This window comes from Micromonospora pisi, assembly GCF_003633685.1.
Lineage (GTDB): Bacteria > Actinomycetota > Actinomycetes > Mycobacteriales > Micromonosporaceae > Micromonospora_G > Micromonospora_G pisi.
The window spans coordinates 8630134-8653904 of record NZ_RBKT01000001.1 but is presented as its reverse complement, the minus strand read 5'-3'; the positions used below and the strand labels follow the sequence as shown (position 1 = coordinate 8653904).

Genomic DNA, 23771 nt, shown 5'->3' with positions numbered 1-23771 from the left:
GCGAGCCCGCCGCGCCGACTAGCTGACCCCCTCCGGCCGGTGCACGCGCCGACCCTGCTGGTTCGTGTACTTCCGCGCCGCGAACCCGTGTGCCTCGGCGAGCAACGTCCGCACGGTCTCCAGCGTCTGCGCGCCCGGATTCACCACACACACCCAGTACTGGGCGGCATAGACCGGATGGGGCATGAGCGTGTCCACCGCCGCGTAGTCGAACCCTGTCTCCAGCACGCCGTCGGCGTCGCGGTGGGTGGGCGCGGCGCCGAACGAACCGGTGTACGTGACCTTCGTCAGGCCGATGTTGAGCCGGTAGGTGTCCGGCCGGTTCAACGCCGAGACGGTCTCGTAGTGATCCCCCGTCACGATCGTCGCGAAGGGAAACTGGCGCTCGGCGGGGAGATCGCCGTCCGGGTCGTACAGCAGGAACGTGTCGCCGGCACTTTCGAGAGCCCTGACCCCCTCGAACGCCGTACAGATGTACCGCTTCATTTCGTTCGCATCCATGCTTCAATTTTCTCATTGAATTCCTATTAGAGACTTTTGCCCGAATCTCCGGGTCGGACAGCCCCGAAACCCTCAAATAGGCTGGCAAGGTGAACGAGCAGCGGTGGCGTCTGGTCGAGTTGGCCCGGCTGGCCGGGGTCACCGAGCAACAGGTGCGCAACTACCTGGCGGCCGGACTCCTGCCACCCGCCGGGCGCGCCGCCAACAACTACCGGGTCTTCACCGACCACCACGCAGATGCTCTGCGTACCGCCCGTGCCCTCGCGGCCGGCCACGGTTGGGCCCGGGCCCGCGCGATCCTCACCGCCGTCCACCACGGCAACCTCACCGCCGCACTGGCCGCCGTCGACGACAGTCACGCCGAGCTCGCCCGTGAACGCGCCACCATCGCCGCCGCCACCCACGCCTTCGCCCAAACGGCCGGCGGACCGGCACCCGCCGTCCGGCGCCGGGCCCGCGTCGGCCAGGTCGCCGCCGACATCGGAGTCCGCACTCCGGTTCTGCGCCTGTGGGAACGTCGGGGACTGCTACAACCCCAGCGGGACCCGACAACCGGCTACCGCCTCTACGACCCGGCCGAACAGCGCGCCGCCCACCTCGTCGCCGTGCTGCGCGCCGGTGGCTTCGCCTTCCCGATCATCGACTCCGTCATCGCCACGATGCGCTCCAACGGCAGCCTGGAACGCGCCCTCGCCGAACTGTCGCGTCGCGACGAGCAGGTCCACCAGCTCAGCCTCCGCCGCCTGCACGCCTCGGCCACGCTGCACACCTACCTGGCGACGCACTACCCACCGGCGTGACCAGCAACCGCGCGACGGGTGACGGGGCGGGCGGCCCACCCATCGCCATCACGTCAGGGCGGTCAGGAACCCGGGGCGTGCTGGTCGGTGAAGACGCTGGCGGAGTCGCGGATCGCGGCCACGAAGGCGGCGACGGCCGGGTGGGCGGCGGCGCCCCGGCGGTACGCGACGCGGGTCCGCCGACGGGTGGTCAACGGGATCAGCCGGACCCCGACGGGCGGACGCGCGGCGGCGAGTTGGGGTACCAACGAGACGCCTTGACCGGCTGCGACCAGGGCGAGCACGGTGACGAAATCGTCGGCGTGGTGACGCACCCTGGGCGTGAAACCGGCCGTACGGCAGACATGCAGTGTGACGGTGTGGCAGAGGGTGCCCGGACTAGCCATGATCCAGGCGGCGTCCCGGACGTCCGACAACGGGTTGGTGTGCTCGGCGGTCGGCGAGGTGTCGGGCAGGGCGAGGAACACCGTCTCCTCCAGTAACGACACCGCGTCCAGCGCCGGGTCCGGCTTGACCGGCACAACGTCGTAGTCGTGCAGCAGCCCGACGTCGAGTTGCCGCTCGCCCAGGGCCGCCGGTACCGCGACCGGGTCCAGTTCGGTCACCATCAGCTCCAGCCCGGGGTGTTGCCGGCCGAGTGCCACCAGCGTCGACGGCAGGAGCGTACGGACCGCGGTCGGGAAGGCGCCGATCCGCAGCGGGCCGGACAGGCCGGTGGCCACGGCGGCGAGCGCGGCCGTGGTCCGCTCCAGGGCGGTGAAAACGGTCTCGGAGTGCTCGACGAGCACCCGGCCGGCCGGGGTGAGGGCAACCCGACGGCCGGTGCGTTCCAGCAGCGGTGTGCCCGCCTCCCGTTCCAGCGCGGACAGTTGCTGGGAGACCGCCGAGGGCGTGTACGTGTGCGCCTGGGCGACCGCGGCGATGGTGCCGAGGCGGGCGAGGTCGGACAGGAGCCGTAGCCGGCGCACGTCAAGCATCAGTAGAGCTTACGTTTTCGGTAAGTAATGTGAACTGGACCTTACCTGTCTGCGTGCCAGACGCTGTGACCATGACACTCACCGGCCTGTACGTCCCCCTGGTAACTCCGTTCGACCACACGGGGGCGGTCGCCCTCACCGCGCTGGAAGCCCTGGCTCACCAGGTGCTGGAAGCGGGCGCGTCAGGCGTCGTGGCACTGGGCACCACGGCGGAACCCTCGTCGCTGAGCGCGATGGAGCAACACGCCGTCGTCGACGTGATCGCCCGGGTCTGCGCCGAGCGTTCGGCCCAACTGCTGGTCGGCGCCAACACGGTCGAGGAACTGCGGGCCCTCCACGGCCGGCCGGAGGTCACCGCGGCGCTGAGCCTGGTGCCGCCGTTTCTCCGCCCTGGGGAAGCGGGAGTGGTCGCGTACTTCGCGGCACTGGCCGCAGCCAGTCCGGTTCCGCTCGTCGTCTACCACGTGCCGTACCGGACCGGGCAGCACCTCTCCCCCGACGCCCTCGTACGGCTGGCTGCCCTTGACGGCGTTGTCGGCGTCAAATACGCCGCCGGCGGGATCGATGCCGCCGTCGTCACGCTGCTCGCCGAGCCACCGTCCGGCTTCGCGGTGCTCGGCGGCGACGACGTGGTCATCTCGCCTCTGCTGGCCCTCGGCGCGCAGGGCGGCATCCTGGCCTCGGCACACTTCGACACCGCACGCTTCGTCGAACTGATCGACGCCTGGCGGGCCGGCGACGCTGTTCGGGCCCGGGCGCTCGGTCACCGCCTCGCCGTGATGTCGAGCGCGATGTTCGCCGAGCCCAATCCCACTGTCGTCAAGGCGGTCCTGCACGCACAGGGTCGCATCCCGACCCCTGGCGTACGGCTGCCGTTGCTGCCGGCCAGCTCCGACTCGGCGCGGTCGGCGTCGCGGCGTGCCGGAGCCGACCGCGAAGAGTTTCTCCACAGCCGGGGTTGACGCGAAGGCGTGGCCATCGACAAGGCCAAGGGCAAGCTCAAGGGCCGCGCCCCGAAGCTGTCCGCGCCCCGGCAGGCGCACCTGCTCGAGTTGCACGCCGCCGGCGCGCACACCTTCGCCGAACTCGCCGAACTGTTCGAGGTGTCGCGGCCCACCGTGTACCGGGGTGCTGGAACGCGCCGCCGCGACCGCGAGCATCCTCGCGTGACCGATCTGAGCATCGATGCCGCCGGCATCACGCATGTTCTGGACCCACGTCGTCCCGTACGGCGAGGTCAAACTCGACATGACCAGCCGACTCGCATTGAATGCCGCCCCGTTCACCGGCGCCAATGCCCGCACCCGGGTCATAGCCAAGGTACGGGTGATCCGTGTCCGGCTATGGCCCGGGTGCGGGCGGCCTGAAATCAGGTTGTGTGGCGGATGATCGAGTCGGCGATCTGCTCGGTGAGTCCCGGCGAGAAGAACGGGTGGTGGCCCATGCCGGGCACGATCTCCAGGTGCGCCGCCGGGATCTGTGCCGCGAGGGCTTCACCGTGGGCCTGAGGGAACAGCGGGTCATCGCTGCCGTGTATGACCAAGGTTGGAGCGGTGATGGAGGACAAGGAGGCCCGCCGGTCATCGTCCCAGCGCCGCCCGGCGAGATCGTGATTCGAGGCGGCAGCGACGTTGTTGGCCCGGGCGTAGCAGTGTCCGACGAATCGCCGCGCGGCGGGCTCGTCGAAGGGCAGGACATCGCCGTTAAGCACCTGCCAGGTCTGTACGTCGGCGTCCACGCGCTGCTGGGGCGTCGTGCGGGGCGCCTTCGCCGAGGCCATCAAGTGGTTGAGGAATCGTGCAGTCGGAGGCGGAAGTTCGTCGGCCGCAGCCGGTTGACCTGCCATGGCCCGGACCCACGCCGGTCCTGGATTGTTGCCCATCGGAGAGGAGGCCATCGTGGTCAGCGTGCGTACTCGAGCCGGCTGGTGCACAGCGAGCCACTGCCCGATCGCCGAGCCCAACGACGTCCCGACGATGTGTGCCGCCGTGATGCCGTAACCGTCCATAACGGCGGCCGTGTCGGCTGCCATGTCGGCGAGCGCGTACGGATGCGTTGTGAAATCGACGGAATCGGAACGGCCGGTGTCGCGGTGATCGAACCTGATCACTCGGCGGCCGCTGCCTAGGAGAGCTTCTACCAGCGCATCAGGCCAGCCGATGCCCTGCGTTGAGGTACCCATGACCAACAGAACAGTGGGGTCACCAGGGCGGCCGAAACTCTCGGTCCACAGCCGCACTCGCCCCGAACGAACGAACTTCTCCTCACCAGTAAGCATGCCGGGCACCGTAGCGGTCACCGGATGCGCCAAAAGCAACTACCGGTTGTAGTTGAAAATGGCGCCCATGAGATAATGGAGTGGTAGGCGAGAGCGCATCTGGGCTTCACGCGTGGTGGCTGGTTCAAGGGCATTCGTCCAGCACAAACCCCCATCACGGCCGCGCGGAAGCGCTCGACAGCTTCGCCAGGTGCCGGTAGATCCGGGCTGAGTGACACCGAACTCGGCGGCAATATGCTCGACCGTCTTCACCCGACGCCCATCAGGTCCGGTCTTCTCGTGCACCTCGCGGGCGATCTTCGCCTGGCGCGAGGTCAGCGCTGCGAGCCCTCGACCGAGCCCAGCCTTGAGGCCCCGACCTCGGTGCGGGATGGTGCCGGGCCATGGCGATCGTTGGATCTCGATGGGCTGGTCAAGCACTGGACACTGTTGGACGACAAGCGCGAACTGACCTCGCTCCCGAGGTTCTCGCCGAGCGGCTGCCGCTCGCGATTTATGCGTACGGCACGAATACCGGGATCCGCGCGATCGCCGGGAGCGCCCAGCACGGGCACGGAGAGGACGACATCCGCATCGCCAACGCTACTCAGCACCCTCATGGTCCAGGACGTCCTCGCCGACGAGGAGTGGTCTGACCCCGCTGTTCTGGACCCACGTCGCGCCGTACAGCGAGGTCAAACTCGACATGGCCAGCCGACTCGCGCTCGGCCCTGCAAGTTGATCCATTCGGTCCAAGCTAAGTCGGCCTCGCTTCCAGACGGCATCAGGGGTGCTGCCCGGTTGGGGTGGCCAGGAACTTGTTGATGCGAGCGGCGACCAGGTCCGGGGAGTGCAGGGGTAGGTCGTGTCCTGCGTGCGGAACGATCTCAGTGTGGGCTGCAGGCATGAGGGTGTCGATGCGTTCGGCCACGGCTGCGGCGTCGTACATCTGGCTGCGGGCGCCGAGCAGGACCAGGGTGGGTGCGGTGATCGAGGTCAGCTCGGCGTCGGTGAGTGGGGCCGCAGCCGGGAGCCGCCGCCGGAACGACAGGGATACCCGAAGCAGGCCCATGAGTTCCTCGTCGCGCAGGGTGGCGTTGGCCAGCGGGCCCGCCAGACGGCGGCGTACCGGTCCGGGGGTGAGGCTGGCTAGGCCGCCGGTGACCACCCAGAGCAGGAACCGGCCGCTGACGGCGCCGAAGCCCGCTGGGTCGATCAAGGTCAGGCTGGCGCTGCGGCCGGGGAACTGCAGTTCGTGGTGCAGTGCCAGCCAGCCGCCGTAGGACATGCCGACGATGTGCGCCGGTTGCGCACCGAGGGCGGTGAGCGCCTCGGCCAGGCAGTCGGCGGCGTCGCGGTCACTGGTGACAGGGGCGGTCTGCCGGGCGGCGCCGGGCTCGCCGATCAGGTCCAGGGCGATGACGGGATGGCAGGCAGCCAGGCGGGTCACGTAACGGGTCCAGCTCAGGGCGTTGCCGCCGGCGCCGGGCAGCAGCACGACCGGCGTGCCCTGCGTAGCCCCGAAACGGTACGCGACGACGTCGCCGAAGCGGGTCGAGGCGACCACCGTCTCCGGCTGCACTGGCCACAGCCGCGTCAGTGCCTGCTGGTAGACGGTGTGGAATTGTGTCCGGGTGCGGTCGCTGGTGAAGTCGCTGATCTGGTTCGGCGCTTTCATGGTACGACCGTATCATTAAGAGATTCAAGCTATGGACGGTGCCCGATGCCCAAACGCGTCGACCATGACCAGCGTCGCCGACACATCGCCGGCGCTCTGCTGCGCATCGCCGAGCAACGTGGACTGCAGCACGCCAGCATGCGCGAGGTCGCCGCAGCAGCCGAGGTGTCCGTGCGGCTGGTGCAGTACTACTTCCACACCAAGGATGAGCTGCTCCTAGCGGCGCTCGGCTACCTCGCCGAAGAGCTCGGCGCCCGGGTCGCCCGCCGCATCGAGGAACTCGGTTCGCCGCCCGCCCCGCGCGACATCGTCACCGGCACCCTGACCGCGATCCTGCCGACCGACGCCGAGAGCATCCGGCTGGCCCGCACCTACGCCGCCTTCTACAGCCTGGTACTCGCCGAACCGGAACTGACCAAGCACGGGGCGCCCCACCCCGACCTACTCGAACGCTTTCTCGCCAACCAGCTCCGCACCGCTCAACAAACCGGCACCACGCTTGCTGATTTGGACCCCGACCTCACCGCCGCAGGCCTACTTGCCCTCACCAACGGTCTTGGCTCCAGCGTCCTCGGGGGACAACGCGGCGCCGACGCCGCACTGAGCATCCTCACCTACCACCTCGACCGCCTGTTTCTCGCCTCGCAAGCCGCCACCCGGCCATAGCCATCAGGCAAGTCCCGCTCACTTGTTCGACGACTACAACGCCAAAGGACGCCAAGAAACCCCCAGCGGACAAAACTCGAGCGCCAACTCGATGCCCTCACCGCCGTCGGATGTCGGCGTATCTTCGCCGAGAAGCAGTCCGGCCGCGACACCGACCGGCCGCAACTGACCGCTGTCGGCGCCGCGTGTCTGGCCTTCCTCTCCCCCCGGCAACACCCCGTCGTACCGAGCCTTGACCGGCTTTTCGCGGTCCCTGGCCGACCTCATCACCACCCTCGGCGAACTGCGCCGCGGCGAGCTTGCGGATACTCCACCGCATACGTGAACGGCCGATCGAGCGTGGCCGGGCGGGTGTTGGCCGTCGCAACGATGAAATGCTCGTCGTCAGCACTGATCTGGCGGGGACGGCCACCCGCCCCCTGGGTGTGCAGGCTCGGCATCCCCATCTCGTTGAACCGGTGGATCACCTGCCGGACAGAGTCCTCATTGGCCCGCACGAGTCGGGCGATCACCGGCACGTGTTACCGCCTGCGGAGGCCAGCACGACCATCGCCCGGCGCAGCCGCACCGTCGAGCCAGTCCCGCGCCGCGCCTACTCGAACAGGTTCCGCCACCGACCCAGCCTGAGACCACCCACGCCTGTTTGCGGCTGGTGACGCGTTTCGTACCGGCACCCGACCTACCGTCGGTCGCGTGGACCACATCTTGAGCAGGATTATCGAATTATTGGTCAATGCAATCTGTTAAACGGCCCCCTGGGGGTCCGACTGCCAAAGTGGGGCAAATCGGTGTGCACCATAATGACAGTTATGGTGCACACCGATTTGCCGACCCGTACCGGGTCTCTCTGACGCCGCCCAACCTGAATCCAGACACTCCGGCTCATGAGGCAACGTCACCATGCCAAGCTCACGAGCCTCGACGACGTACTCGACGCCACCGTCGGCCAAGACCGTGGTCAGGCCGGGCAGATACGGCATACAGCGTGCTGGAACGGGCTGGCTCCACGTGTCGGGGTGCCGGTAAGAAGCGGGTCACCGGATCCCAGTGGTGTCGATCATGAGCGACTTTGCGCGGAGGTCAGGTCTGCGTGGGCCCGGGCCATGGCAGGTCAACCGGCTGCGGCCGACGAACTTCCGCCTCCGACTGCACGGTTTCTCAATCACTTGATGGCCTCGGCGAAGGCGCCCCGCACGACGCCCCAGCAGCGCGTGGACGCCGACGTACAGACCTGGCAGGTGCTTAACGGCGACGTCCTGCCCTTCGACGAGCCCGCCGCGCGGCGATTCGTCCACCGGCCTTGATGCGCGCGCGTTGGCCGCTACATCGCGGGCGCGGCGACGGGCCGCCGCCACGTGTTGTTGATCTTTTGCGCTGTCGTGGCGGGGTCGGTGAACAGGTGGGTGTGTATGCCGAGGCGCTGCGCGGCGTGGACGTTTTCGGTGCGGTCGTCGATGAACAGGATTTGTTCGGGTGTCACGCCCAGCTTGTGACAGCACCAGCAGAAGGCTTCGGGTTCCGGTTTGGCCCGGCCGATGCGGCACGAGAAGGCGATGAGTTCGAAGTGCTGCAGCCAGCGAGTGTGGTGCTGTTCGTAGTAGGCGGCGAGTTCCTCGGGGCCGTTCGACAGGAGTGCCAGGCGCACGCCTGAGGCCGCGGCCTGTTCGATCAGGGCGACCATGTCGTCGTTGACGGCGTTCCAGCTCGCAATGTCTGCGCGGATGAGCGCACTGACCTGGTCCGCGTCGAACGTGATACCCAGTTCGGTGGTGACCTGGTACCAGTACTCGGCGCCGGTGACCTCTCCCCGGTCGTAGGGCGCGCGTAGCCGCCAGTAGACGTCCCAAAACGCGGGGGCGGGGACGCCGGCGGTCGCGACGAGCGCCTGTTGGCCTGCCGGGGATTGGTGGCGGGCGATGACTCCGAATAGGTCGAACAGGATGATGTCGGGCATGGCCGTCACGCCTCGTGGACAATGGTGCCGGCGCCGACAAGGGCTTCGGTGTCCTCGTCGGATGCGTCGTCGGTGGTGACGACCATGCTGAGCGCCGAGATGGGCGCCACGAACGCCAAGGTCGTACGTGAAAGTTTGGCGGGGTCGGCGACGGCGATGACGCGGTGGGCCGAGGCGATGATCGCGCGTTTGATCGCGGCGTCGGCAAGGTCGTAGGCGGTTAGCCCGGCGGCCGTCAGCCCGCAGCAGCCGAGGACCGCGGTGTCGAAGCGCAGCGCGGCCAACGACGCCTCGGTAAGCGGGCCGGTCAGGGCCAGTTCGTCGGTCCGAGGCTCACCCCCGGGCAGCAGCAGCCGAAGCTGAGGAGCGCCGGCCAGGGTGTTCGCCGTATGCAGCGAGAGCGGCATGACCGTGAGTCGGCGCGTGGTGAGCAGGCGGGCGACCTCCAGACAGGTGGTGCCGCTGTCGATGACGACGGCCTCGCCGTCGGCGATCAGGCCGGCGACTGCCTGCGCGATACGGCGCTTGGCGTCCCGGCCTTCCTGCATGCGCAGGGCGAAGGGAGGTGCCTCGCCGCGCAGGGTGAGGCTGCGCGCGCCGCCGCGGTAGCGCTCGAGCATCCCGTGATCGGCCAGCTGTTCCAGGTCTCGGCGCACGGTCATCTCCGAGGTGCCGGTCAGCTCGGCGAGCTGGCCGACGCCGAGTTCGCCGGCCTGCTGCACCGCGTCGAGGATCCGCCGATGGCGGTCACCGATCATCATGCCGCCATTGAACCCCAGCCTCGCCTAGAAGACAACGTTTCGAACACAAAAATCGTTTGCTATGTTCGAAAACATGTTGGTGACTTGGTGGGGCCCGCTCTTACTCGCGGTTTGCGGAACACGATGACCCCGACCGCCGCCACGTCGGTCACGCCGCAAGCGGTCGGTGCTGCCAGCACGGCAACCTACGCTGCCTTCATCGGTTCGGGCTTCGCGTTCGCCAGTTGGGCTTCCCGGATTCCCCAGGTCCGCGACCGACTCGATCTCGATCCGGCGGCTCTCGGCATGCTGCTACTCGCTGTCGCCGCCGGGTCTCTGCTGGCGCTACCGCTCTCCGGCCTGGTGGTGACCAGGATCGGCTCGGCGCGCGTTGTTACGGTGATGGCCGTCCTGCATGGCGTCGGCCTCACTACGGCCGCCGTCGGCACACTCGCCGGCGTCGTACCGGTAGTGGTCGGGCTGTTCCTGGTCGGTTTCGCCCACGGCGCCTGGGATGTGGCGATGAACGTGCAGGGCACCGTGGTGGAACGACATCTCCGCCGGTCGATCATGTCCCGCTTCCACGCCGGGTTTAGCCTCGGAACGGTCGTCGGCGCGCTCCTGGGCGCGGCAATGGTGGCCCTGCACGCGCCGGTCGCCGTGCACCTGACCGCCGTCGCCGTGCTGATTGCGGTCGGCGTGGTGTGGCAAGCCCAGCGGTTCGTCGCCGATCATGAACCGACCGGACCGGACGGGCCCGAGCAGGCGCCGACGGCCAGCGCGCTGACCGCCTGGCGGGAACCGCGCACCCTGCTCATCGGGGTGTTCGTGTTCGCCTTCGCCTTCGCTGAGGGCGTCGGCAACAACTGGATCAGCGTCGCCGCGATCGATGGGTACCACGTCCCGGACGCCCTCGGCACACTTGCCTTCGCGGCATTCCTCATCGCCATGACAACCGGCCGCTGGTTCGGCCCGGCGCTGTTGGACCGCTACGGCCGCACCGCCGTCGTGCGCCTCCTGGCCCTGATCGGCATCGCCGGAGTCGTACTGTTCGTATTCGCACCCACGTTCCTCTACGCCTTCGCCGGCTGCCTGTTCTGGGGGCTCGGGGTCTCACTCGGCTTCCCGGTCGGTATGAGCGCCGGCGGCGACGATCCACGCCGCGCCGCCGCCCGCGTCAGCGTCATCGCCTCGATCGGCTACTGCGCGGCTCTCGCCGGACCGCCCACCATCGGCGTCCTCGGCAACCACCTCACCGTGCTACGCGGCCTGGTCATTGTCGCCGCACTCCTCGGCGTGGCCGTACTCATAGCCGGCACCGTCCGCCCCCTGCCCGTGGCGCACCAAGCTCCCACGGAGAGCCTCAAAGCCGTATGACAGCAACGACCGGACTGGCCGGGTGTCAGGGCCGGCGCGCTGGAGGCGCCGTGGCCGTCCCGAAAACGACGATGCCGGCCCAGCTCCGTGCGCAGCGCATCGGCCTCGGCCGGCACATCCTCCGCGGACAGCGGCGAGATGATCAGTTCCCCGGCGTCGGTCGCCGCACCTCGCACCGATCACCCTTGGCCAGCTGGGTCTCCAGGTCGGTGTCAGGGCAGTGTGCAGTTCGTCGCCGGCCTGCGCGAGCGCGTCGGCAGCCTCCACCGACTTGCCGACCAGGTGGCGGAACTCCAGCTTCTGCGGAGCCCACGCCTCGGCGGTGAGCAGGAACGACGCCGGGTCGGCGTAACGCCGGCCGCCGGGCACGAACACGTCACCGGAGCGCAGCACGTCGGGGCCGGATCACCCGCGACGAGAGCAGGTACTCGCACGCGAGGCGGAACAGCAGCTTCGGGCTGTCGTGCTGCATCGCCCGAGCAAACAGGAACTCGTCCAGGTCCTTCCACTCGGCGGCGTCCATCACCCGCGTCAGCCGGCGAGCTGGTTGCGACGGCGGGTGAGGTAGGCCCGTTCCGCGGGGTTGCCGGCGAGATCGATGGCCCGGTCGTACGCCGCCCGCGACTCGCCGCCGCGGCCGAGTCGCCGCAGCAGGTCGGCGCGCGCGGCGTGGAAGGCGTGGTAGCCGTCAAGAACCTCGGCGAGCCGGTCGATCTCGGCGAGCCCGACACCGGGGCCGTCGATCTCGGCGACCGCGACGGCCCGGTTGAGCCGCACGATCGGCGAGGGGTCGAGCAGCACCATGCGGCCGTAGAGGGCGACGATCGTGGACCAGTTGGTGTCTCGGGCGGACGGGGCCTCCGTGTGGACCGCGTTGATCGCGGCCTGCAGTTGGTAGCGCCCGGGCGGGCCACCGCCGGCCGCCACCGCCTCGATCCGCTCCCGAACCAGGGCGTTGCCCTCGGCGATGAGGGTGCGGTCCCAGGCACCGCGGTCCTGCTCGTGGAGGGTCACCAGCTCCCCGGTGTGGGACACGCGCGCCGGGCGACGGGCGTCGGTGAAGAGCATCAGGGCGAGCAGTCCGGCTACCTCGCCGTCGTCCGGAAGGAGGGTCCGGAGCAGGCGGCCGAGGTGGATCGCCTGGTCGGTGAGGTCGACCCGCACCGGGTCGTCCCCCTCGCCGGCCAGATAGCCCTCGTTGAAGATGAGGTAGACGACCGCGAGCACGCCGGCGAGCCGCTCGCGGATGTCGTCGGCCGAGGGCACCCGGTAGGGGATGTGTGCCGCCTTGATCTTCGCCTTGGCGCGGGTGATCCGTTGCGCCATCGTGGTCTCCTGCACCAGAAAGGCGCGGGCGATCTCGGGGACGGTGAGGCCGCCGAGCAGGCGCAGGGTGAGCGCCACCCGGGCCTCCATCGCGAGCGCGGGGTGGCAGCAGGTGAAGACCAGTCTGAGCCGGTCGTCCTCGACCGGGCCGGTCGGCTCGGGAGGGGTGTCGTCGTACACGATTCGGGCCTCCCGGTGTTTGGCGTCGCGCTGCGACTCGCGACGGAGCCAATCGATCGCCTTGCGGGTCGCGGTGGTGGCGAGCCAACCGCCGGGATTGGGCGGTACACCCTCGCGCGGCCACCGCTCCGCAGCCACCATGAACGCCTCGGCCGTCGCTTCCTCCGCGACGTCAAGGTCGCCGAAACGACGCGCGAGGCAGGCGACCACCCGCGCCCACTCCTCCTGGTGGACACGGGTGATCGCCTGCGCGACGGTGGGACCGGTCACGACTCTGGCAGCGCTCGGACGGATTCCGCGGTTCGGAAGGGACGCACCTCGACCGTGCCGCGGCACGCTTTCGACCCCTCGACGGCGAGCGCCAGTGCCACGTCGAGGTCGGCCGCCTCGATGACCCAGAAGCCGCCGAGGCACTCCCGCGTCTCCTGGTAAGGCCCGTCGGTGAAGGCCGGCTTCTCGCCCCGGCCGTCAACGGTGGTGGCGGTCGTCGCGGACTCCAGGCCGCCGGCGAAGACGAAGTGACCGTCCCGCTGAAGCCTCTCGTTGAAGGCGCCGGTGGCGGCGAACGCCTGCAGCATCGCCTCGTGGGAGGGACAGGTGCCCGAGTCGGTGCGCTCGGCCGGCCCGTGGACGGACAGCAGGTACCTGGGCACCGGGCTCACTTCTCCCCGGAGCCGTTACGCCGGGCCTGCCCGGGACCTCGGAACCGGTGCACCTCCTGCGGCCAGTCGAGCACGGTCGCGAGCCGGCCAGCCCAGTAGCGCGCCGCCTCGTCGTCGGGCAGGTCCACGACGACAAAGCCGCCGAGGTGCTCCTTGGTCTCGACGTACGGGCCGTCGGTGAAAACGGGCTTGCCGTCGACCGGCTCGACACCGCACACCGCGGTGGACCGGTCGAGCCCGCCGTTGGTGAAGATCAGGACATCCTCTGCCAGCATCTCCTCGAGCACCGCCCGGGCGGCCGTGCCCTTCTCGCGCAGCTCGTCCGCCGTGTGGGCAGGCACCCACTCGTCGTTGAAGGTGATCAGGTACTCCGTCATGGTTGTCTCCTCTCAGTCCCCGGATGAGAGCCTTTCCCGACTCCTCGTGTCCGGCGGCCCGGCCGGGCCGCCGGACACTGGTTCCACGAACGGCTACGCCTCGATACGACACCATCCCGGGAACTCCTTTTCAAGGCAGCCCCGGCGTAGCGACGCCTGACCTCAGGATGTGCGTCTACGTCGCTCCGCTTGCGGCACGAAGATGAGGCGACGCATGTCCCTACCGGAACGCGTGAATGTGGCGCCGGGTCCAATCGTCGAAGGTGCGCGGTGCGCGGCCCAGGACCTGCTCCGTGTGCGGGCTGATCCGCTGCTCTTCCGGGAGAGGCTCGCCGAGGATGGCCAGGGTCCCGTCGACCACCGGCTCGGGCATGAACCGCATCATCTGTGCGCGCGCCTCCTCACGGGTCTGGTCGACGAACCGGACCGGCTGGCCCAGCGCCTCGGCAATGCTCCGGGCCCGCTGTCGCGGTGTGGTCAGGGCCGGCCCCGTGAGCTCGTAGATCCGGCCGGCGTGCTGGTCCTTCCGCAGGACCGTGGCGGCGACCTCGGCAATGTCGGTCGGATCGACGAGCGGCAGGCCGACGTCGCCGAATGGTGCGGCCACCGTCCGCTGGGTCCGCACCGGCTCCGCCCAGGCGTAGGTGTTGGAGACAAAACCGCCCGGTCGCAGGATCGTCCAGGCCATGCCGGACCGCTGTACGGCGTCCTCGATGCCGCGCAGCGGTGCATGCGAGACGGACAGGGGGCGCGTTCCGGCGGCCTGCGAGGACAACAGGACGATGCGCTCGACTCCACCGGCTTTCGCGACGTCGAGGATGTCGCCGGGGTTCAGGTGCGCACCGGCACCCGCGACCAGCAGAAACAGCGCGCGGGCTCCGTCCACGACCGGCCGCAGGGTCTCCGGTTCGGCCAGATCAGCGTGTTGATGCCGGGCCCCTTCCGGCATGGACACCGGCAACGTTCCCCGTGACACCGCGGTCACCTGCTCGCCAGCCGCGGCCAGCGTCTCTACCAGTACGCGACCCACATTTCCGGTGGCTCCGGTTACGACAATCATGAACCGCTCCTCTGCTTCGGGATCACCCATGTCATCAATGGGTACGAGCGCCGCGATTCGATCTCTTGATCGGCGACCCGGAGAAGCTAGCATCGTCGGTATAGTAGGTACCTAGAGGAAAGTGACTATGCTGGAGGAACTTCTATGCAGGACGATCAAGCAGCCTGGCCACCCGCAGCGTCCTCCGATCCCGAGCAGGCGTGCCCGGTCGCCCCGGTCGTGGACATCGTCTTCAGCCGGTGGACGACCCCGATCCTGTGGTCGCTGAACTACCAGGGACGGCAACGCTTCGTCGAGTTGCAGCGACAGATCAGCAGCATCACACCGAAGGTTCTGACCCAGCGGCTACGGCAACTCGAACGCGACGGACTTGTCGTGCGCACCTACCACCCCGAGGTCCCACCCCGAGTCGAGTACGAGATCAGCAACCTCGGCCGTAGCCTCGCCCCCCTCTTCGCCCACCTCGCCGAGTGGGCGACAAGTCACCTGGACGACGTGGAACAAGCAAGGCGCAGCTACGACACGGAGGCAGGGGCAACACGGCCGGCAGCACTGTCCACGCCGGTTCGGTAGTGAGCACAACGAACCGCCCATTGTTGGGTCTTCAGTCGACCGGCGACGGGTGGCCATCGTCATTCTTCGAGCCGGTTCGCCAGAGCTGATGAGGTGGGGGCGGAGTGGGGCACTACCTGACCGAGTTGGCTGCCGCCGCCGGCGCGGAACTGACCGTGGTGACCGCCACACCGGCGCGCGGTGAGCGACTGCACGAACTTGGCGCGGCAACGGTCGTGCAGGCTGTCGCCGACGCCCATGGCCCGTTCGATCTGGTGCTCGAGTCCACCGGCGGTGCTGACTTTCCGGTCGCGCTGTCGAAGCTGCTTCCCGGAGGCACGCTGATTCACGCACGGAAGGGCCGACGCCGTTGCTGACGTCGGCCCTTCCGTCTACGGCGCGGCTACGCCTCGCTGAGGTCGATGACACCCCATCGGGCGGGCAGGACCGCGGCGGCCGGGTGGGGCTTCGTGGTGGCGTAGTGGGCCTGGTTGGCCAGGGCAGACAGGATCGCGTGACCGGTCGCCAGATCGCCGCCGGCCGCCAGGGCGAACCGACCGGTCTGGCGGACGTCGTCGGCACCGGGCTCGACCCCGAGCGGAAGGAGCCGCACGGCCGGGGTCGTCATCAGCAGGGCCAGCAGCGCGGTACCGACCTCGTCAGTGGCGGTGGCGGCGTACGCGGCGGCCAGACACGCGGCCGGGATGCCGACCTGACGGTTCTCGTCGGCGACCTCGGCGATCAGCTCGCCCACCGCGACCTGCCCCGCGACATACGCCCGCAGCGCCGTGTCATCGAGGACGACCGCGATCTCCTGGCTCACGCGGCGTCGTCGAGCAGCCGGCGGCCGGCGTCGAGCACGTCGGCCGGCATCGGCTCCAGGCGGTCACGCCACCGTGCCTTGCCCGCCTCGGTCACCTCGATCCCGGCCCGACGCATCACCTCGTCGACCCGGCCACCGGCCATCTGAGCGCGCACGGCGGCAGTGATCGCCGCCGAGACGTTGGGCTGGCCGTCGAGCCACTCGCTGACGTCGTCCGGGACGCTGATGCTGCGCTTCGCGGTCATGGGCCGAGCGTACCCCCACTGGTAGTACCGGCGGTACTACCAGGCTGGTCGGGGCGCTGGAAACGCGCGGAAACGGACACCGGTAGCGCAACCGCTAACGGTGTCGTGGCGCGCGACCGGCCCGCCCGCGCGTTTGCCAGGTGTCCGGACCACACACCCGGTGACCTGGCCGGCAGCGGTGCCGCCAACGCCCCGTGCGTACCCTGCACCGCCCGTGGTCCGGGCGCTGATCAGGTCGATCACTAACTAATCACCTCACTTCCCCAGGGCCCCCGGCACGGCCGGTCAGCCGCCCGGTATTCATCCGGCGATTCGCTTGGAGACGAGTGAGGCCGAGGCCGAACGTCTCTACCGCCGAGCGATCGCCGCCGGGGACGTGAGTGTGTTGAACGACCTGGCGATCCTGCTCGAAGAGCGGGGTGAGGCGGGTGAGGCCGAGCAGCTCTACCGCCGAGCAATCGCCGCCGGCCACGTTGACGCTGAACAACCTCGCCGTCCAGCTTGAAAAGCGTCAAGGGGGGTCAGGTGTCGCTCAGTCCGCGCCGAGCCGTCGCCAAGCCGTCTCACACCCCACACTGCCGAATACCTCTGTATTGGATCAAGGCGCCGCGCCAGCGCGGCGCCGGCCGGCCCGCGCTGGCCTGCTGGCGGCCTTCGGTCGGCATCGGCCGCGCGGCCGGCCGCCAAGGCTCGAGATCATGGGTAGACGTCATGGCGTGGAGGAATCCAGTCTGGCCACCATGGGGGTTCACCGGTCGGGCAGAGGGCGTTCTGTAGCGGGAGGCCGGCGAGCGCGAAGTATGCCCACGAGATGGCGGCGACCACAACAAGGCTGATGAGTACGGCTGAGGCGAACTGAGCTCGGCCTGGTGCAACCCATCTGCGGATCAGAGTATGTCCGACGGTGAGGGTCACTACGTGGGCGAGAAGCAGCAACGGCGCCACCAGGAGCAGCCCTATGTTCGCTGTCGCGTTCACGCCGACATCGCACATGTTGTAGGCCCGCCAGACCACCACCGGGCAGGCACACGACGCGAGCACGGCCAGGACCAGCCCGACAGGCACGATGCGAGTCAGACGCAGCCGGTCTCGGCGTACCGTCCCCTGCTCCATCGCATCCCCTTATTTGCCCGGGCTTGGGGTCTGATCATGGCAGGTTTTCCGGTAGGGCCTACGCGGAGCCGTACGCCGCAACGCGGTGACGATCGCGAGGGTGGCTACTGGCCGCTGGGGTCGGGGCGATCGACTGCCGCGCCGCTGCGCGGCTTGCCACCGGAGTACGGGGTACTGACTGCGGTAAGCGAGCATCACAGGAAGCCGCCCCGGCCCGACGGCCGGGGTGGAGCGCCGTACAAAGCCGGACAACCGCAACCCGCCGCACTGTGCCAGCCACGTGCCATAAGCCGGTGCCGTAGACGGTCACCAGCTCCTGCCGGCCCTGCTGCTGGCCGAGATGTGCAAACCGCATCCCAAGGTCGGCTACGGCCTGGGGGTGTTCGTGCAGGACGCGGGCGAAAACCGCGGCACCGTCATCACCCACAACGGCGGCATGCCAGGCCACGCGGCGCTGATGTACAGCACGCCCGACGGCAGCAAGACCCTGACCGCCGCGCTGAACTATGTCGACGATGCCGCACTGTCCATGGCGGAGACGTTCCAGAAGACGACGCAAAGGCTCGTCAAGGAGGTGTTCGGCGGCGGGCAGGCCGGGTCGGCTCAGTAGACAGGGTGGAACGGCGTGGACCCGCACGGGCCAAGCCAACTCGCTCACCCTCCCGGCGCCCCCGGGCGGCGTACTCCGACACCGCGTCGGAGTACGCCGCCTCGCTCGTGTGCAGGCCGGCCTCGCGGCTGGAGATCCTGGTGCCGTCCGACCACAGACCAGGTGGACTGGAAGCAAGGCCCCGCGCTGTCGAATCGGCATCGCTCGTCCTCACCGAACATGTCGAGGGTCTGACGGGGCGGCGTTCCTGGACCGGTGGCTCGGCGGCAACGTCCAGCTGAATCAGGCTCTACTGGACGTCATACCGTGTCTCGGAGTCGAGCGGGTCTATCTCGCCTCCGACCAGGGATCCCGGCGCGGCGCGTACGTCGAACAGCTCTACCAGGGTCAGCGGTGGCTCGACGGGGCTTTCCTCTCGCATCGCGTCAGTCACCGCAAGCCCGACCCGAGGTACTTCGACCACATCCTGCGTACCGTCGATCGGGCGCCGACCGAGTGCCTGTTCGTGGACGACAACGCGGCCTGCGTGGCGGCGGCGACGGCGGTCGGCACTGCGGGCATCCAGTTCGTGGACGCCCTGTCCCTGACGTCCGAGCTCGCCGCGCGAGGGCTGCCACTCTGAGGAGAGCTCCGCGCCGCCCATGCCCGTGTACGCGTGACCGTCAGAACCTCACCGAGGCGGTGTGATCGAGAACCAGGTCGGCGACCCGCTCGGCCAGACCGGGCGAGAGGAAACCGTGCCCCATCCCCGGAATCGGCACGAGACGTGCGTTCGGGATCTGCTCCGCGAGCGCCTCCGCGTGCGGCAGGGGGAAGATCGGATCGGCGGTCCCGGCCACGACCAGGGTCGGTGCGGTGATCGTCGACAACGGGGTGGGTCGGACGTCGGCCCGGTTCTGCCCGGCGCGGTGGTGGTTGGCCGACCTGGTCCAGTCCCTGGCCCGGGCGAAGTGCCGCTCCGCCAGATCCCGCGCCGCTTCCCGGTCGAAGGGCAGCTCACCACCGTTGAGCGCGTCGAGGACGAGGATGTCCGCCGCCACCCGCTGTTCGTCGGTGTCGCGGTCGACGCTCGCGGTTTCGGCGAGCTGTTGCAGCAGGGCAGGCGTGGGTGGCGGCAGGTCCCGGTCGGTCGCGCCACCGATCGGGGTGGTGTTCATGGTGGTGAGGGTCAGCACCCGTTCGGGCGCGTGCACGGCCAGCCATTGACCGATGACGCCGCCCATCGACGCGCCGACGACGTGGGCGGCGGCGATGCCGTGGCCGTCGAGGACCGCGATCGCGTCCCGGGCGAGGTCGGTCATCGCGTACGGCTCCGTGTCGAAGTCGACGGCGTCGGATTGCCCGGTGTCCCGGTGGTCGTACCGGATGACCTGCCGTCCGCCCGCTACCAGTCGCCGTACCAGCGTTTCCGGCCAGCCGATGCTCTGCGCCTCAGCCCCCATGATCAGCAGTACGGTCGGGTCGGTCGGATCGCCGAACCGCTCGGTCCAGAGTCGTAACCGACCGGACATCACATACGTCATACCGCGCGACGGTAGCCGATCTCGCGGCCGGGCCGCGGGGTGGTGATGGCCAGGTCGTCGGCGTCCGTCCTCAGACGCGTTCGGGTTTCGCCGACCGGGCCATCAGTTCCTTGACCGCCAGCCGGGGCGGTTTTCCGCCGTGGACGATGTCGACGACGGCTTCGGTGACCGGCATGGCGACGCCGTGTCGGCGGGCGAGATCGCGCACCGAGCGGCAGGAGGTGACACCCTCGGCGGTCCGGTGGGTCGTGGCGACGGTCTGCGCCAGCGTCATCCCGCGGCCGAGGCTGGCACCGAAGCTGGTGTTGCGCGACAGCGGTGAGCAGGCGGTGGCGACCAGGTCGCCCATCCCGGCCAGGCCGGCGAAGGTACGCGGGTCGGCACCCATCGCCAGGCCGAGGCGGGCGGTCTCGGCCAGGCCCCGGGTGATCAGCGACGCCTTGGTGTTGTCGCCGAGGCCGAGACCGTCGGCGATGCCGACCGCGAGCCCGATGACGTTCTTCACCGCGCCGCCGATCTCGCAGCCCACCACGTCGACATTGGTGTAGGGCCGGTAGTAGGCGGTGTGGCAGGCGGCCTGAAGTTGCCGGGCGACGGCCTCGTCCCGGCAGGCCACGACGCACGCGGCGGGCTGGCGGTGGATGAGTTCACCGGCCAGGTTGGGGCCGGACACCACCGCGATCCGGTCCGGTCCGGCCCCGGTGACCTCCGCGATGACCTCGCTCATCAGCAGAGTGGTGCCGAGCTCGACACCTTTCATCAGGCTGACCAGCACCGTGTTCCGGTCGAGCAGCGACGTCCAGGCGCCGAGGTTGGCGCGCAGGGTCTGTGACGGGACCGCGAGCACGGCGAACGCGGCGCCCGCCGCCGCCCGGCGCGCATCGGTGGTCGCGGTGATCCCGTCGGGGAGTACGAAGTCCGGGAAGTAGTCGGGGTTCACCCTGGTGGTGTTGATCGCGTCGACCACCTCCGGGCGGCGCCCCCAGAGGGTGACGTCGCAGCCGGCGTCGGCGAGGACCATGGCGAACGCGGTGCCCCACGACCCGGCCCCGAACACCGCGACACGGGTCCTCACCGGGTTGCCTGCCTCTCCCCCATGATCCTCCATCGGCGCAGCCTACGGCGTACGAGGGGTGATCGTGACCTGCACCCGTACACCATGGGGGTGACCGGGGTGGTGGGCCGGCCCGCGGCGGGTGCGGACCGGAACCACCACCGTCCTCTGGGAGGTCAGGGCAGCAGGGCCTCGATGAGGTCGGCGGCCCGGCTGGTGCCTCCCTCGGCCCGGGCGGCGGTACGCAGCGCCGCGCACCGGCGGGTCACCTCGGCGTCGGTGGTGAGGGCCAGCAGCGCCTCACGCAGGGTCGCGGCGGTGGCGTCCGAGGTGTCGATCCGGCGGGCCACCCCGAGTTCGACCAGGCGGTCGGCGTTGGTGAACTGGTCGACGGCCTGCGGGACGGCGATCATCGGGGTGCCGGTGAAGAGCCCTTCGCTGCTCCCACCCATCCCGGCGTGGGTGACGAAGGCGTCGGCCCGTTCCAGGATCGCCAGTTGCGCCACCCACGGGTGCACCTCGACGTTGCCCGGGATCCTCCCGAGCTCGGCCGGGTCGGTGTGCTTGCCGACCTGCAGCACGACGTGCCAGCCGGACAGGTCACCGAACGCGGCCAGGCACTGGCGGTAGAACTCGGGCTGGCGGGTGTACGCCGAGCCCAACGAGATCAGCAGCACCTTCTCGGTGCCCGTCGGTGGAGTCCAGCCGCCCTGATCGGCCCGCTCACCGAAGCAGGGCCCGACAAACGTCACCACATCGTTGTCGACCCGGTCGGCGTGTGGCTGCATGGCTCGGGGGATGAGTGCCAGGGCCCGGGCGGGCCGGCCGCTGAAGGCGTCGACGTCCGTGGTCGTGGCACCGTTGCCGGCGAGCCAGGCCGCGAACTTCGCCCGGTACGCGGTGGCGCCCGGCAGCTCCCACAGTTGCGCGGCGACGTCCTGTTCGTACCCGTTCCAGGCCACGTACGTCGGTGACAGTTGAACGATCGGGCGCTGGTGTGCCTCGGCGAGCGCGCGGGCGGCGAACGAGCCGATGTCGTACAGGTACAGGTCGGCGCGGTCGTGGTCGTACGCGGCCCGCAGTTGCGGCAGCGCGGCGACGGCGTCGTCGAGGAAGACCCCCATCGCGGCGATCGGGTCGTCCGGCCAGTCGTGGTCGGCGACCGGCAGGGTGGAGTCGTACGGCACGAACTGGGCGCCGGTGGCGGTGACCAGGTCGGTCACGGCCGGGTCGTTGGCGTACGTGACCCGGTGACCCCGGGCCACCAGCTCGCGGATGATCTCCACGCTGGGCAGGAGGTGACTGACGGCGGGGATGCCGATCATCGCGATGTGGGTACGGCGGCGCGACATGGATGGTCCTCGTTTCAGGTCTACGGTGGAAAGGGCAGGTGCGTCCCGAACCGTGACGGCAGCGCCGCGCACGGGTGGACACGTCGGGTCGTGGCGAGGAGGGCCTCGGCCGGTCAGCCGTAGAGCTGTTGGAGGAACATGTCCGCGACCCTAGCCCGGCGCCGGGGCTGACGCGAGTGGGTTACAGTCCCCCATGATCGCGAATCCCTGGCTGGTCGGCCCCGCGCCGACGGCGGTCCTGCCCCGCGAGCGGCTGGTCGAACGGATCCTCAACCTGCTGTCGTCGCAGAACATGTGCGTGCTCGCCACGACCGGGCCGGACGGGCCGCTGGCGACCCCGGTCCGCTACTACCACCACGACCTGACCCTCTACGTGACCTCCCAGGCCGGTACGCCGAAGCTGCGTAACATCGCCGGCGACCCCCGGGTGTCGGTGGGGGTGTTCGCCCCGCTGGTCGGGCAGGCGAGTTCCCGGGGTGCGCAACTGTTCGGTGCCGCCCGGGTGCTGCTGCCCGGCGATGACGGGTTCGAGGAGGGCATGGCCGTGTACCGGTGGCAGTCCGACGCGGTCGAGCGCGGTCGGGCCCTGGTGGACGTGCCCCGCAACCCGCTGTTGCGCATCGAGGTGGGTCGGGTCGTCTACACCGAACACTGGTTGCGTCGCGACGGCTACGCCCCACGGCAGTTCTGGACCCGTGACCCCGGCTGACGTCGCCGGGGCCGGCACTAGACTTGCCCGGCGATGAGCGAACCCGAGACCGCCGGGGAACACCTGGCCGACACCCGTCCCTGTGCCCACTGTGGCCGGCCGGTGCCCCAACGGGCCGCCGCCGGGCGGCCGTTCCGCTACTGCCGGGACAACGACGGCGCGTGCCAGCGTGCCTCCCGCAACTCCCGCATGCGCCACCGTAACGCTCCCGGGCTGGCCGGACAGGTTGCCCGTACCTGGGAGGCGGTCGACCGGCTGGACCAGGTGGTGGAGACGCTGACCGAGGCGCTGCACGCCGAACTGTCACCGGTCGGGGTGGAGCGGCAACTCGCCCAGGCGCGGGCGGATGCGGCGAACGAGGTCGCGGCCGCGCAGACCGAGCGGGACGAGGCCCGCCGTGAGGCGGAGGCGGCCGGGTCGGCGCTGGCGGTGGCGCAGCAGGCGACGACGGTGGCGCTGGCCGAACGCGAGCGCGCGGACCAGCGCGCCGAACAGGCGCAACAGGACGCCGCGACAGCCACCCAGCGGGCCGTCGAGGCGCTGGCCGAACGGGACGAGGCCAGGCGGGCGGTGAGCGCGGCCGAGGCGCTGCGTACGCAGGCGGAGTCCGACCGGGACTCGGCCCGGGGTGATCTACGGGCGCTGCGTACGCAGGCGGAGTCGGACCGGCGGACGATCGGCGACCTGACCCGCGATCGGGACGCGGCTCGCGCCGACGCGTCGCGGGCGGCCACGTCGGCGGCACGGGCGGTCGAAACGGCGGAGGAGTTCCGGACGGCGGCGCGGCAGGCGCAGGCCGCTGCCGAGCAGTCCCGGGCCGAGGCGACGCAGGCGGCCCGGGACGCGGAGTTGGCCCGGGAGGAGCAACGACGGGCGGAGACGGCGGTCGCGCAGGCCCTGGACACAGCGCGGCGGGTCGAACGGGAACGGGATCAGCTCGCTGGTGAGCTGCGCGGGGCCCGGGACGCCGCCGCGGCGGCCGAGGCGCGGATCGGCGAGCTTGTCACCCGGCTCGACGCCGCGCTGGCCGCCTCGGATGCCGCGTCGGATCGGGCCGCCCGGTTGTCGGCACAGGTGAGCGATCTGGCCACCGCGCTCGCCAGTCTCAGCACCCGCGCCATGGCGCCCCCACCGGCGCCGTCACCATCCCAACCGGGCTGACCGGCCCGGGTGGGGGCGTGACCGGCCAACGGTCGCGTACGGGGACGAAGTTCGCACCGCGACTGTGACCCGGG

At 69.9% G+C, this 23771-nt stretch carries 31 protein-coding genes and 2 pseudogenes; 12 read left to right on the top strand and 21 right to left on the bottom strand.

Annotation, left to right across the window (positions count from 1 at the left end; translation table 11 throughout):
• Positions 1-18 precede the first annotated feature (18 nt).
• Positions 19-501 carry a DUF6194 family protein gene (locus BDK92_RS37790; protein WP_121161239.1) on the bottom strand — a complete coding sequence of 161 codons (483 nt, stop codon included), beginning with the start codon at positions 499-501 and terminating at the stop codon, positions 19-21.
• Positions 502-590: 89 nt separating this feature from the next.
• Between BDK92_RS37790 and BDK92_RS37785 the strand changes: the two genes are divergently transcribed.
• Positions 591-1301 carry a MerR family transcriptional regulator gene (locus BDK92_RS37785; RefSeq protein WP_121161237.1) on the top strand — a complete coding sequence of 237 codons (711 nt, stop codon included), beginning with the start codon at positions 591-593 and terminating at the stop codon, positions 1299-1301.
• Positions 1302-1363: 62 nt separating this feature from the next.
• Here the strand turns inward: BDK92_RS37785 and BDK92_RS37780 are convergent, their stop codons facing one another.
• The gene (locus tag BDK92_RS37780) at positions 1364-2278 is read right to left on the bottom strand and encodes a LysR family transcriptional regulator (protein ID WP_121161235.1); all 915 of its coding nucleotides are present in this window, start codon (positions 2276-2278) and stop codon (positions 1364-1366) included.
• 71 nt (positions 2279-2349) lie between these two features.
• Here BDK92_RS37780 and BDK92_RS37775 point away from each other — a divergent pair, with 71 nt between their 5' ends.
• Positions 2350-3240: a dihydrodipicolinate synthase family protein gene (locus tag BDK92_RS37775; protein ID WP_121161233.1), complete on the top strand. Its 891-nt coding sequence runs from the start codon at positions 2350-2352 to the stop codon at positions 3238-3240.
• Positions 3241-3249: 9 nt separating this feature from the next.
• The gene (locus BDK92_RS40690; RefSeq protein ID WP_246017447.1) at positions 3250-3645 is read left to right on the top strand and encodes a helix-turn-helix domain-containing protein; all 396 of its coding nucleotides are present in this window, start codon (positions 3250-3252) and stop codon (positions 3643-3645) included.
• A 2-nt stretch (positions 3646-3647) separates the two neighbouring features.
• On the opposite strand, the gene BDK92_RS37765 is transcribed toward BDK92_RS40690, so the two are convergent.
• The 3 genes from BDK92_RS37765 to BDK92_RS37755 all read right to left on the bottom strand — a co-directional run bounded on the left by BDK92_RS37765 (position 3648) and on the right by BDK92_RS37755 (position 6213).
• Entirely contained in the window at positions 3648-4556 is a 909-nt protein-coding gene (locus tag BDK92_RS37765; RefSeq protein ID WP_121162899.1) for an alpha/beta fold hydrolase, read from the bottom strand.
• 582 nt (positions 4557-5138) lie between these two features.
• Positions 5139-5282 (bottom strand): hypothetical protein, encoded by a 144-nt coding sequence (locus BDK92_RS39500; RefSeq protein WP_170208839.1) that lies wholly within the window; start codon positions 5280-5282, stop codon positions 5139-5141.
• A gap of 37 nt (positions 5283-5319) precedes the next feature.
• A complete protein-coding gene (locus BDK92_RS37755) occupies positions 5320-6213 on the bottom strand; it encodes an alpha/beta fold hydrolase (RefSeq protein ID WP_121161231.1) in 894 nt (297 codons plus the stop codon).
• 45 nt (positions 6214-6258) lie between these two features.
• Here BDK92_RS37755 and BDK92_RS37750 point away from each other — a divergent pair, with 45 nt between their 5' ends.
• Both BDK92_RS37750 and BDK92_RS41395 read left to right on the top strand, forming a co-directional pair.
• On the top strand, positions 6259-6879 hold the full coding sequence (locus tag BDK92_RS37750) for a TetR/AcrR family transcriptional regulator (RefSeq protein ID WP_121161229.1): 621 nt from the start codon (positions 6259-6261) through the stop codon (positions 6877-6879).
• Between the two features lie 66 nt (positions 6880-6945).
• Positions 6946-7110, top strand: a pseudogene (locus tag BDK92_RS41395) (recombinase family protein); the annotation flags it as partial.
• 35 nt (positions 7111-7145) lie between these two features.
• Here the strand turns inward: BDK92_RS41395 and BDK92_RS39965 are convergent.
• From BDK92_RS39965 to BDK92_RS37725, 3 genes are all read right to left on the bottom strand, one after another.
• Positions 7146-7391 (bottom strand): hypothetical protein, encoded by a 246-nt coding sequence (locus BDK92_RS39965; protein ID WP_425462288.1) that lies wholly within the window; start codon positions 7389-7391, stop codon positions 7146-7148.
• 809 nt (positions 7392-8200) lie between these two features.
• Positions 8201-8833: an HAD family hydrolase gene (locus tag BDK92_RS37730; RefSeq protein WP_121161227.1), complete on the bottom strand. Its 633-nt coding sequence runs from the start codon at positions 8831-8833 to the stop codon at positions 8201-8203.
• 5 nt (positions 8834-8838) lie between these two features.
• A complete protein-coding gene (locus tag BDK92_RS37725) occupies positions 8839-9594 on the bottom strand; it encodes a DeoR/GlpR family DNA-binding transcription regulator (protein WP_121161225.1) in 756 nt (251 codons plus the stop codon).
• Between the two features lie 123 nt (positions 9595-9717).
• On the opposite strand from BDK92_RS37725, the gene BDK92_RS37720 reads away from it, so the two are divergent.
• Positions 9718-10950 (top strand): MFS transporter, encoded by a 1233-nt coding sequence (locus tag BDK92_RS37720; protein ID WP_121161223.1) that lies wholly within the window; start codon positions 9718-9720, stop codon positions 10948-10950.
• An 80-nt stretch (positions 10951-11030) separates the two neighbouring features.
• On the opposite strand, the pseudogene BDK92_RS41035 reads toward BDK92_RS37720, so the two are convergent.
• From BDK92_RS41035 to BDK92_RS37690, 6 genes and pseudogenes are all read right to left on the bottom strand, one after another.
• Positions 11031-11346, bottom strand: a pseudogene (locus BDK92_RS41035) (Tn3 family transposase); the annotation flags it as partial.
• Positions 11327-11422: a hypothetical protein gene (locus BDK92_RS37710; protein WP_342775899.1), complete on the bottom strand. Its 96-nt coding sequence runs from the start codon at positions 11420-11422 to the stop codon at positions 11327-11329. The pseudogene BDK92_RS41035 and the gene BDK92_RS37710, both read right to left, overlap by 20 nt.
• A gap of 59 nt (positions 11423-11481) precedes the next feature.
• Positions 11482-12726: an RNA polymerase sigma factor gene (locus BDK92_RS37705; protein ID WP_121161219.1), complete on the bottom strand. Its 1245-nt coding sequence runs from the start codon at positions 12724-12726 to the stop codon at positions 11482-11484.
• Entirely contained in the window at positions 12723-13109 is a 387-nt protein-coding gene (locus BDK92_RS37700; RefSeq protein WP_121162898.1) for a YciI family protein, read from the bottom strand. The genes BDK92_RS37705 and BDK92_RS37700 overlap by 4 nt, the downstream gene beginning before the upstream one ends.
• Before the next feature lie 5 nt (positions 13110-13114).
• On the bottom strand, positions 13115-13495 hold the full coding sequence (locus BDK92_RS37695) for a YciI family protein (protein ID WP_121161217.1): 381 nt from the start codon (positions 13493-13495) through the stop codon (positions 13115-13117).
• Between the two features lie 220 nt (positions 13496-13715).
• On the bottom strand, positions 13716-14555 hold the full coding sequence (locus BDK92_RS37690) for an NAD(P)H-binding protein (RefSeq protein ID WP_121162897.1): 840 nt from the start codon (positions 14553-14555) through the stop codon (positions 13716-13718).
• Between the two features lie 144 nt (positions 14556-14699).
• On the opposite strand from BDK92_RS37690, the gene BDK92_RS37685 reads away from it, so the two are divergent.
• Positions 14700-15128 (top strand): winged helix-turn-helix transcriptional regulator, encoded by a 429-nt coding sequence (locus BDK92_RS37685; protein WP_121161215.1) that lies wholly within the window; start codon positions 14700-14702, stop codon positions 15126-15128.
• Between the two features lie 104 nt (positions 15129-15232).
• Positions 15233-15484: a zinc-binding dehydrogenase gene (locus BDK92_RS37680; protein WP_211349527.1), complete on the top strand. Its 252-nt coding sequence runs from the start codon at positions 15233-15235 to the stop codon at positions 15482-15484.
• A 26-nt stretch (positions 15485-15510) separates the two neighbouring features.
• On the opposite strand, the gene BDK92_RS37675 is transcribed toward BDK92_RS37680, so the two are convergent.
• Both BDK92_RS37675 and BDK92_RS37670 read right to left on the bottom strand, forming a co-directional pair.
• Positions 15511-15930: a hypothetical protein gene (locus tag BDK92_RS37675; RefSeq protein ID WP_121161213.1), complete on the bottom strand. Its 420-nt coding sequence runs from the start codon at positions 15928-15930 to the stop codon at positions 15511-15513.
• Positions 15927-16175, bottom strand: coding sequence for a hypothetical protein (locus BDK92_RS37670; RefSeq protein WP_121161211.1), 249 nt, complete (start codon positions 16173-16175; stop codon positions 15927-15929). Before BDK92_RS37670 ends, BDK92_RS37675 begins: the two co-directional genes overlap by 4 nt.
• Positions 16176-16491: 316 nt before the next feature.
• Between BDK92_RS37670 and BDK92_RS37665 the strand changes: the two genes are divergently transcribed.
• Positions 16492-16680 (top strand): tetratricopeptide repeat protein, encoded by a 189-nt coding sequence (locus tag BDK92_RS37665; protein ID WP_211349526.1) that lies wholly within the window; start codon positions 16492-16494, stop codon positions 16678-16680.
• Between the two features lie 191 nt (positions 16681-16871).
• Here BDK92_RS37665 and BDK92_RS38695 read toward each other — a convergent pair whose 3' ends face one another.
• Entirely contained in the window at positions 16872-17288 is a 417-nt protein-coding gene (locus tag BDK92_RS38695; RefSeq protein WP_147457283.1) for a hypothetical protein, read from the bottom strand.
• 340 nt (positions 17289-17628) lie between these two features.
• Here BDK92_RS38695 and BDK92_RS37660 point away from each other — a divergent pair, with 340 nt between their 5' ends.
• The gene (locus BDK92_RS37660) at positions 17629-17898 is read left to right on the top strand and encodes a hypothetical protein (RefSeq protein ID WP_211349525.1); all 270 of its coding nucleotides are present in this window, start codon (positions 17629-17631) and stop codon (positions 17896-17898) included.
• A gap of 289 nt (positions 17899-18187) precedes the next feature.
• Here the strand turns inward: BDK92_RS37660 and BDK92_RS40955 are convergent, their stop codons facing one another.
• The 4 genes from BDK92_RS40955 to BDK92_RS37640 all read right to left on the bottom strand — a co-directional run bounded on the left by BDK92_RS40955 (position 18188) and on the right by BDK92_RS37640 (position 21827).
• Positions 18188-18319 (bottom strand): hypothetical protein, encoded by a 132-nt coding sequence (locus BDK92_RS40955; protein ID WP_281278678.1) that lies wholly within the window; start codon positions 18317-18319, stop codon positions 18188-18190.
• A gap of 241 nt (positions 18320-18560) precedes the next feature.
• Positions 18561-19421 carry an alpha/beta fold hydrolase gene (locus tag BDK92_RS37650; RefSeq protein WP_121161205.1) on the bottom strand — a complete coding sequence of 287 codons (861 nt, stop codon included), beginning with the start codon at positions 19419-19421 and terminating at the stop codon, positions 18561-18563.
• Between the two features lie 70 nt (positions 19422-19491).
• Positions 19492-20496 (bottom strand): NAD(P)H-dependent glycerol-3-phosphate dehydrogenase, encoded by a 1005-nt coding sequence (locus BDK92_RS37645; protein WP_211349524.1) that lies wholly within the window; start codon positions 20494-20496, stop codon positions 19492-19494.
• Positions 20497-20651: 155 nt separating this feature from the next.
• Positions 20652-21827 (bottom strand): macrolide family glycosyltransferase, encoded by a 1176-nt coding sequence (locus BDK92_RS37640; protein WP_342775886.1) that lies wholly within the window; start codon positions 21825-21827, stop codon positions 20652-20654.
• 193 nt (positions 21828-22020) lie between these two features.
• Between BDK92_RS37640 and BDK92_RS37635 the strand changes: the two genes are divergently transcribed.
• On the top strand, positions 22021-22536 hold the full coding sequence (locus BDK92_RS37635) for a pyridoxamine 5'-phosphate oxidase family protein (RefSeq protein ID WP_121161202.1): 516 nt from the start codon (positions 22021-22023) through the stop codon (positions 22534-22536).
• A 33-nt stretch (positions 22537-22569) separates the two neighbouring features.
• On the top strand, positions 22570-23697 hold the full coding sequence (locus tag BDK92_RS37630; protein ID WP_121161200.1) for a coiled-coil domain-containing protein: 1128 nt from the start codon (positions 22570-22572) through the stop codon (positions 23695-23697).
• Positions 23698-23771 lie beyond the last annotated feature (74 nt).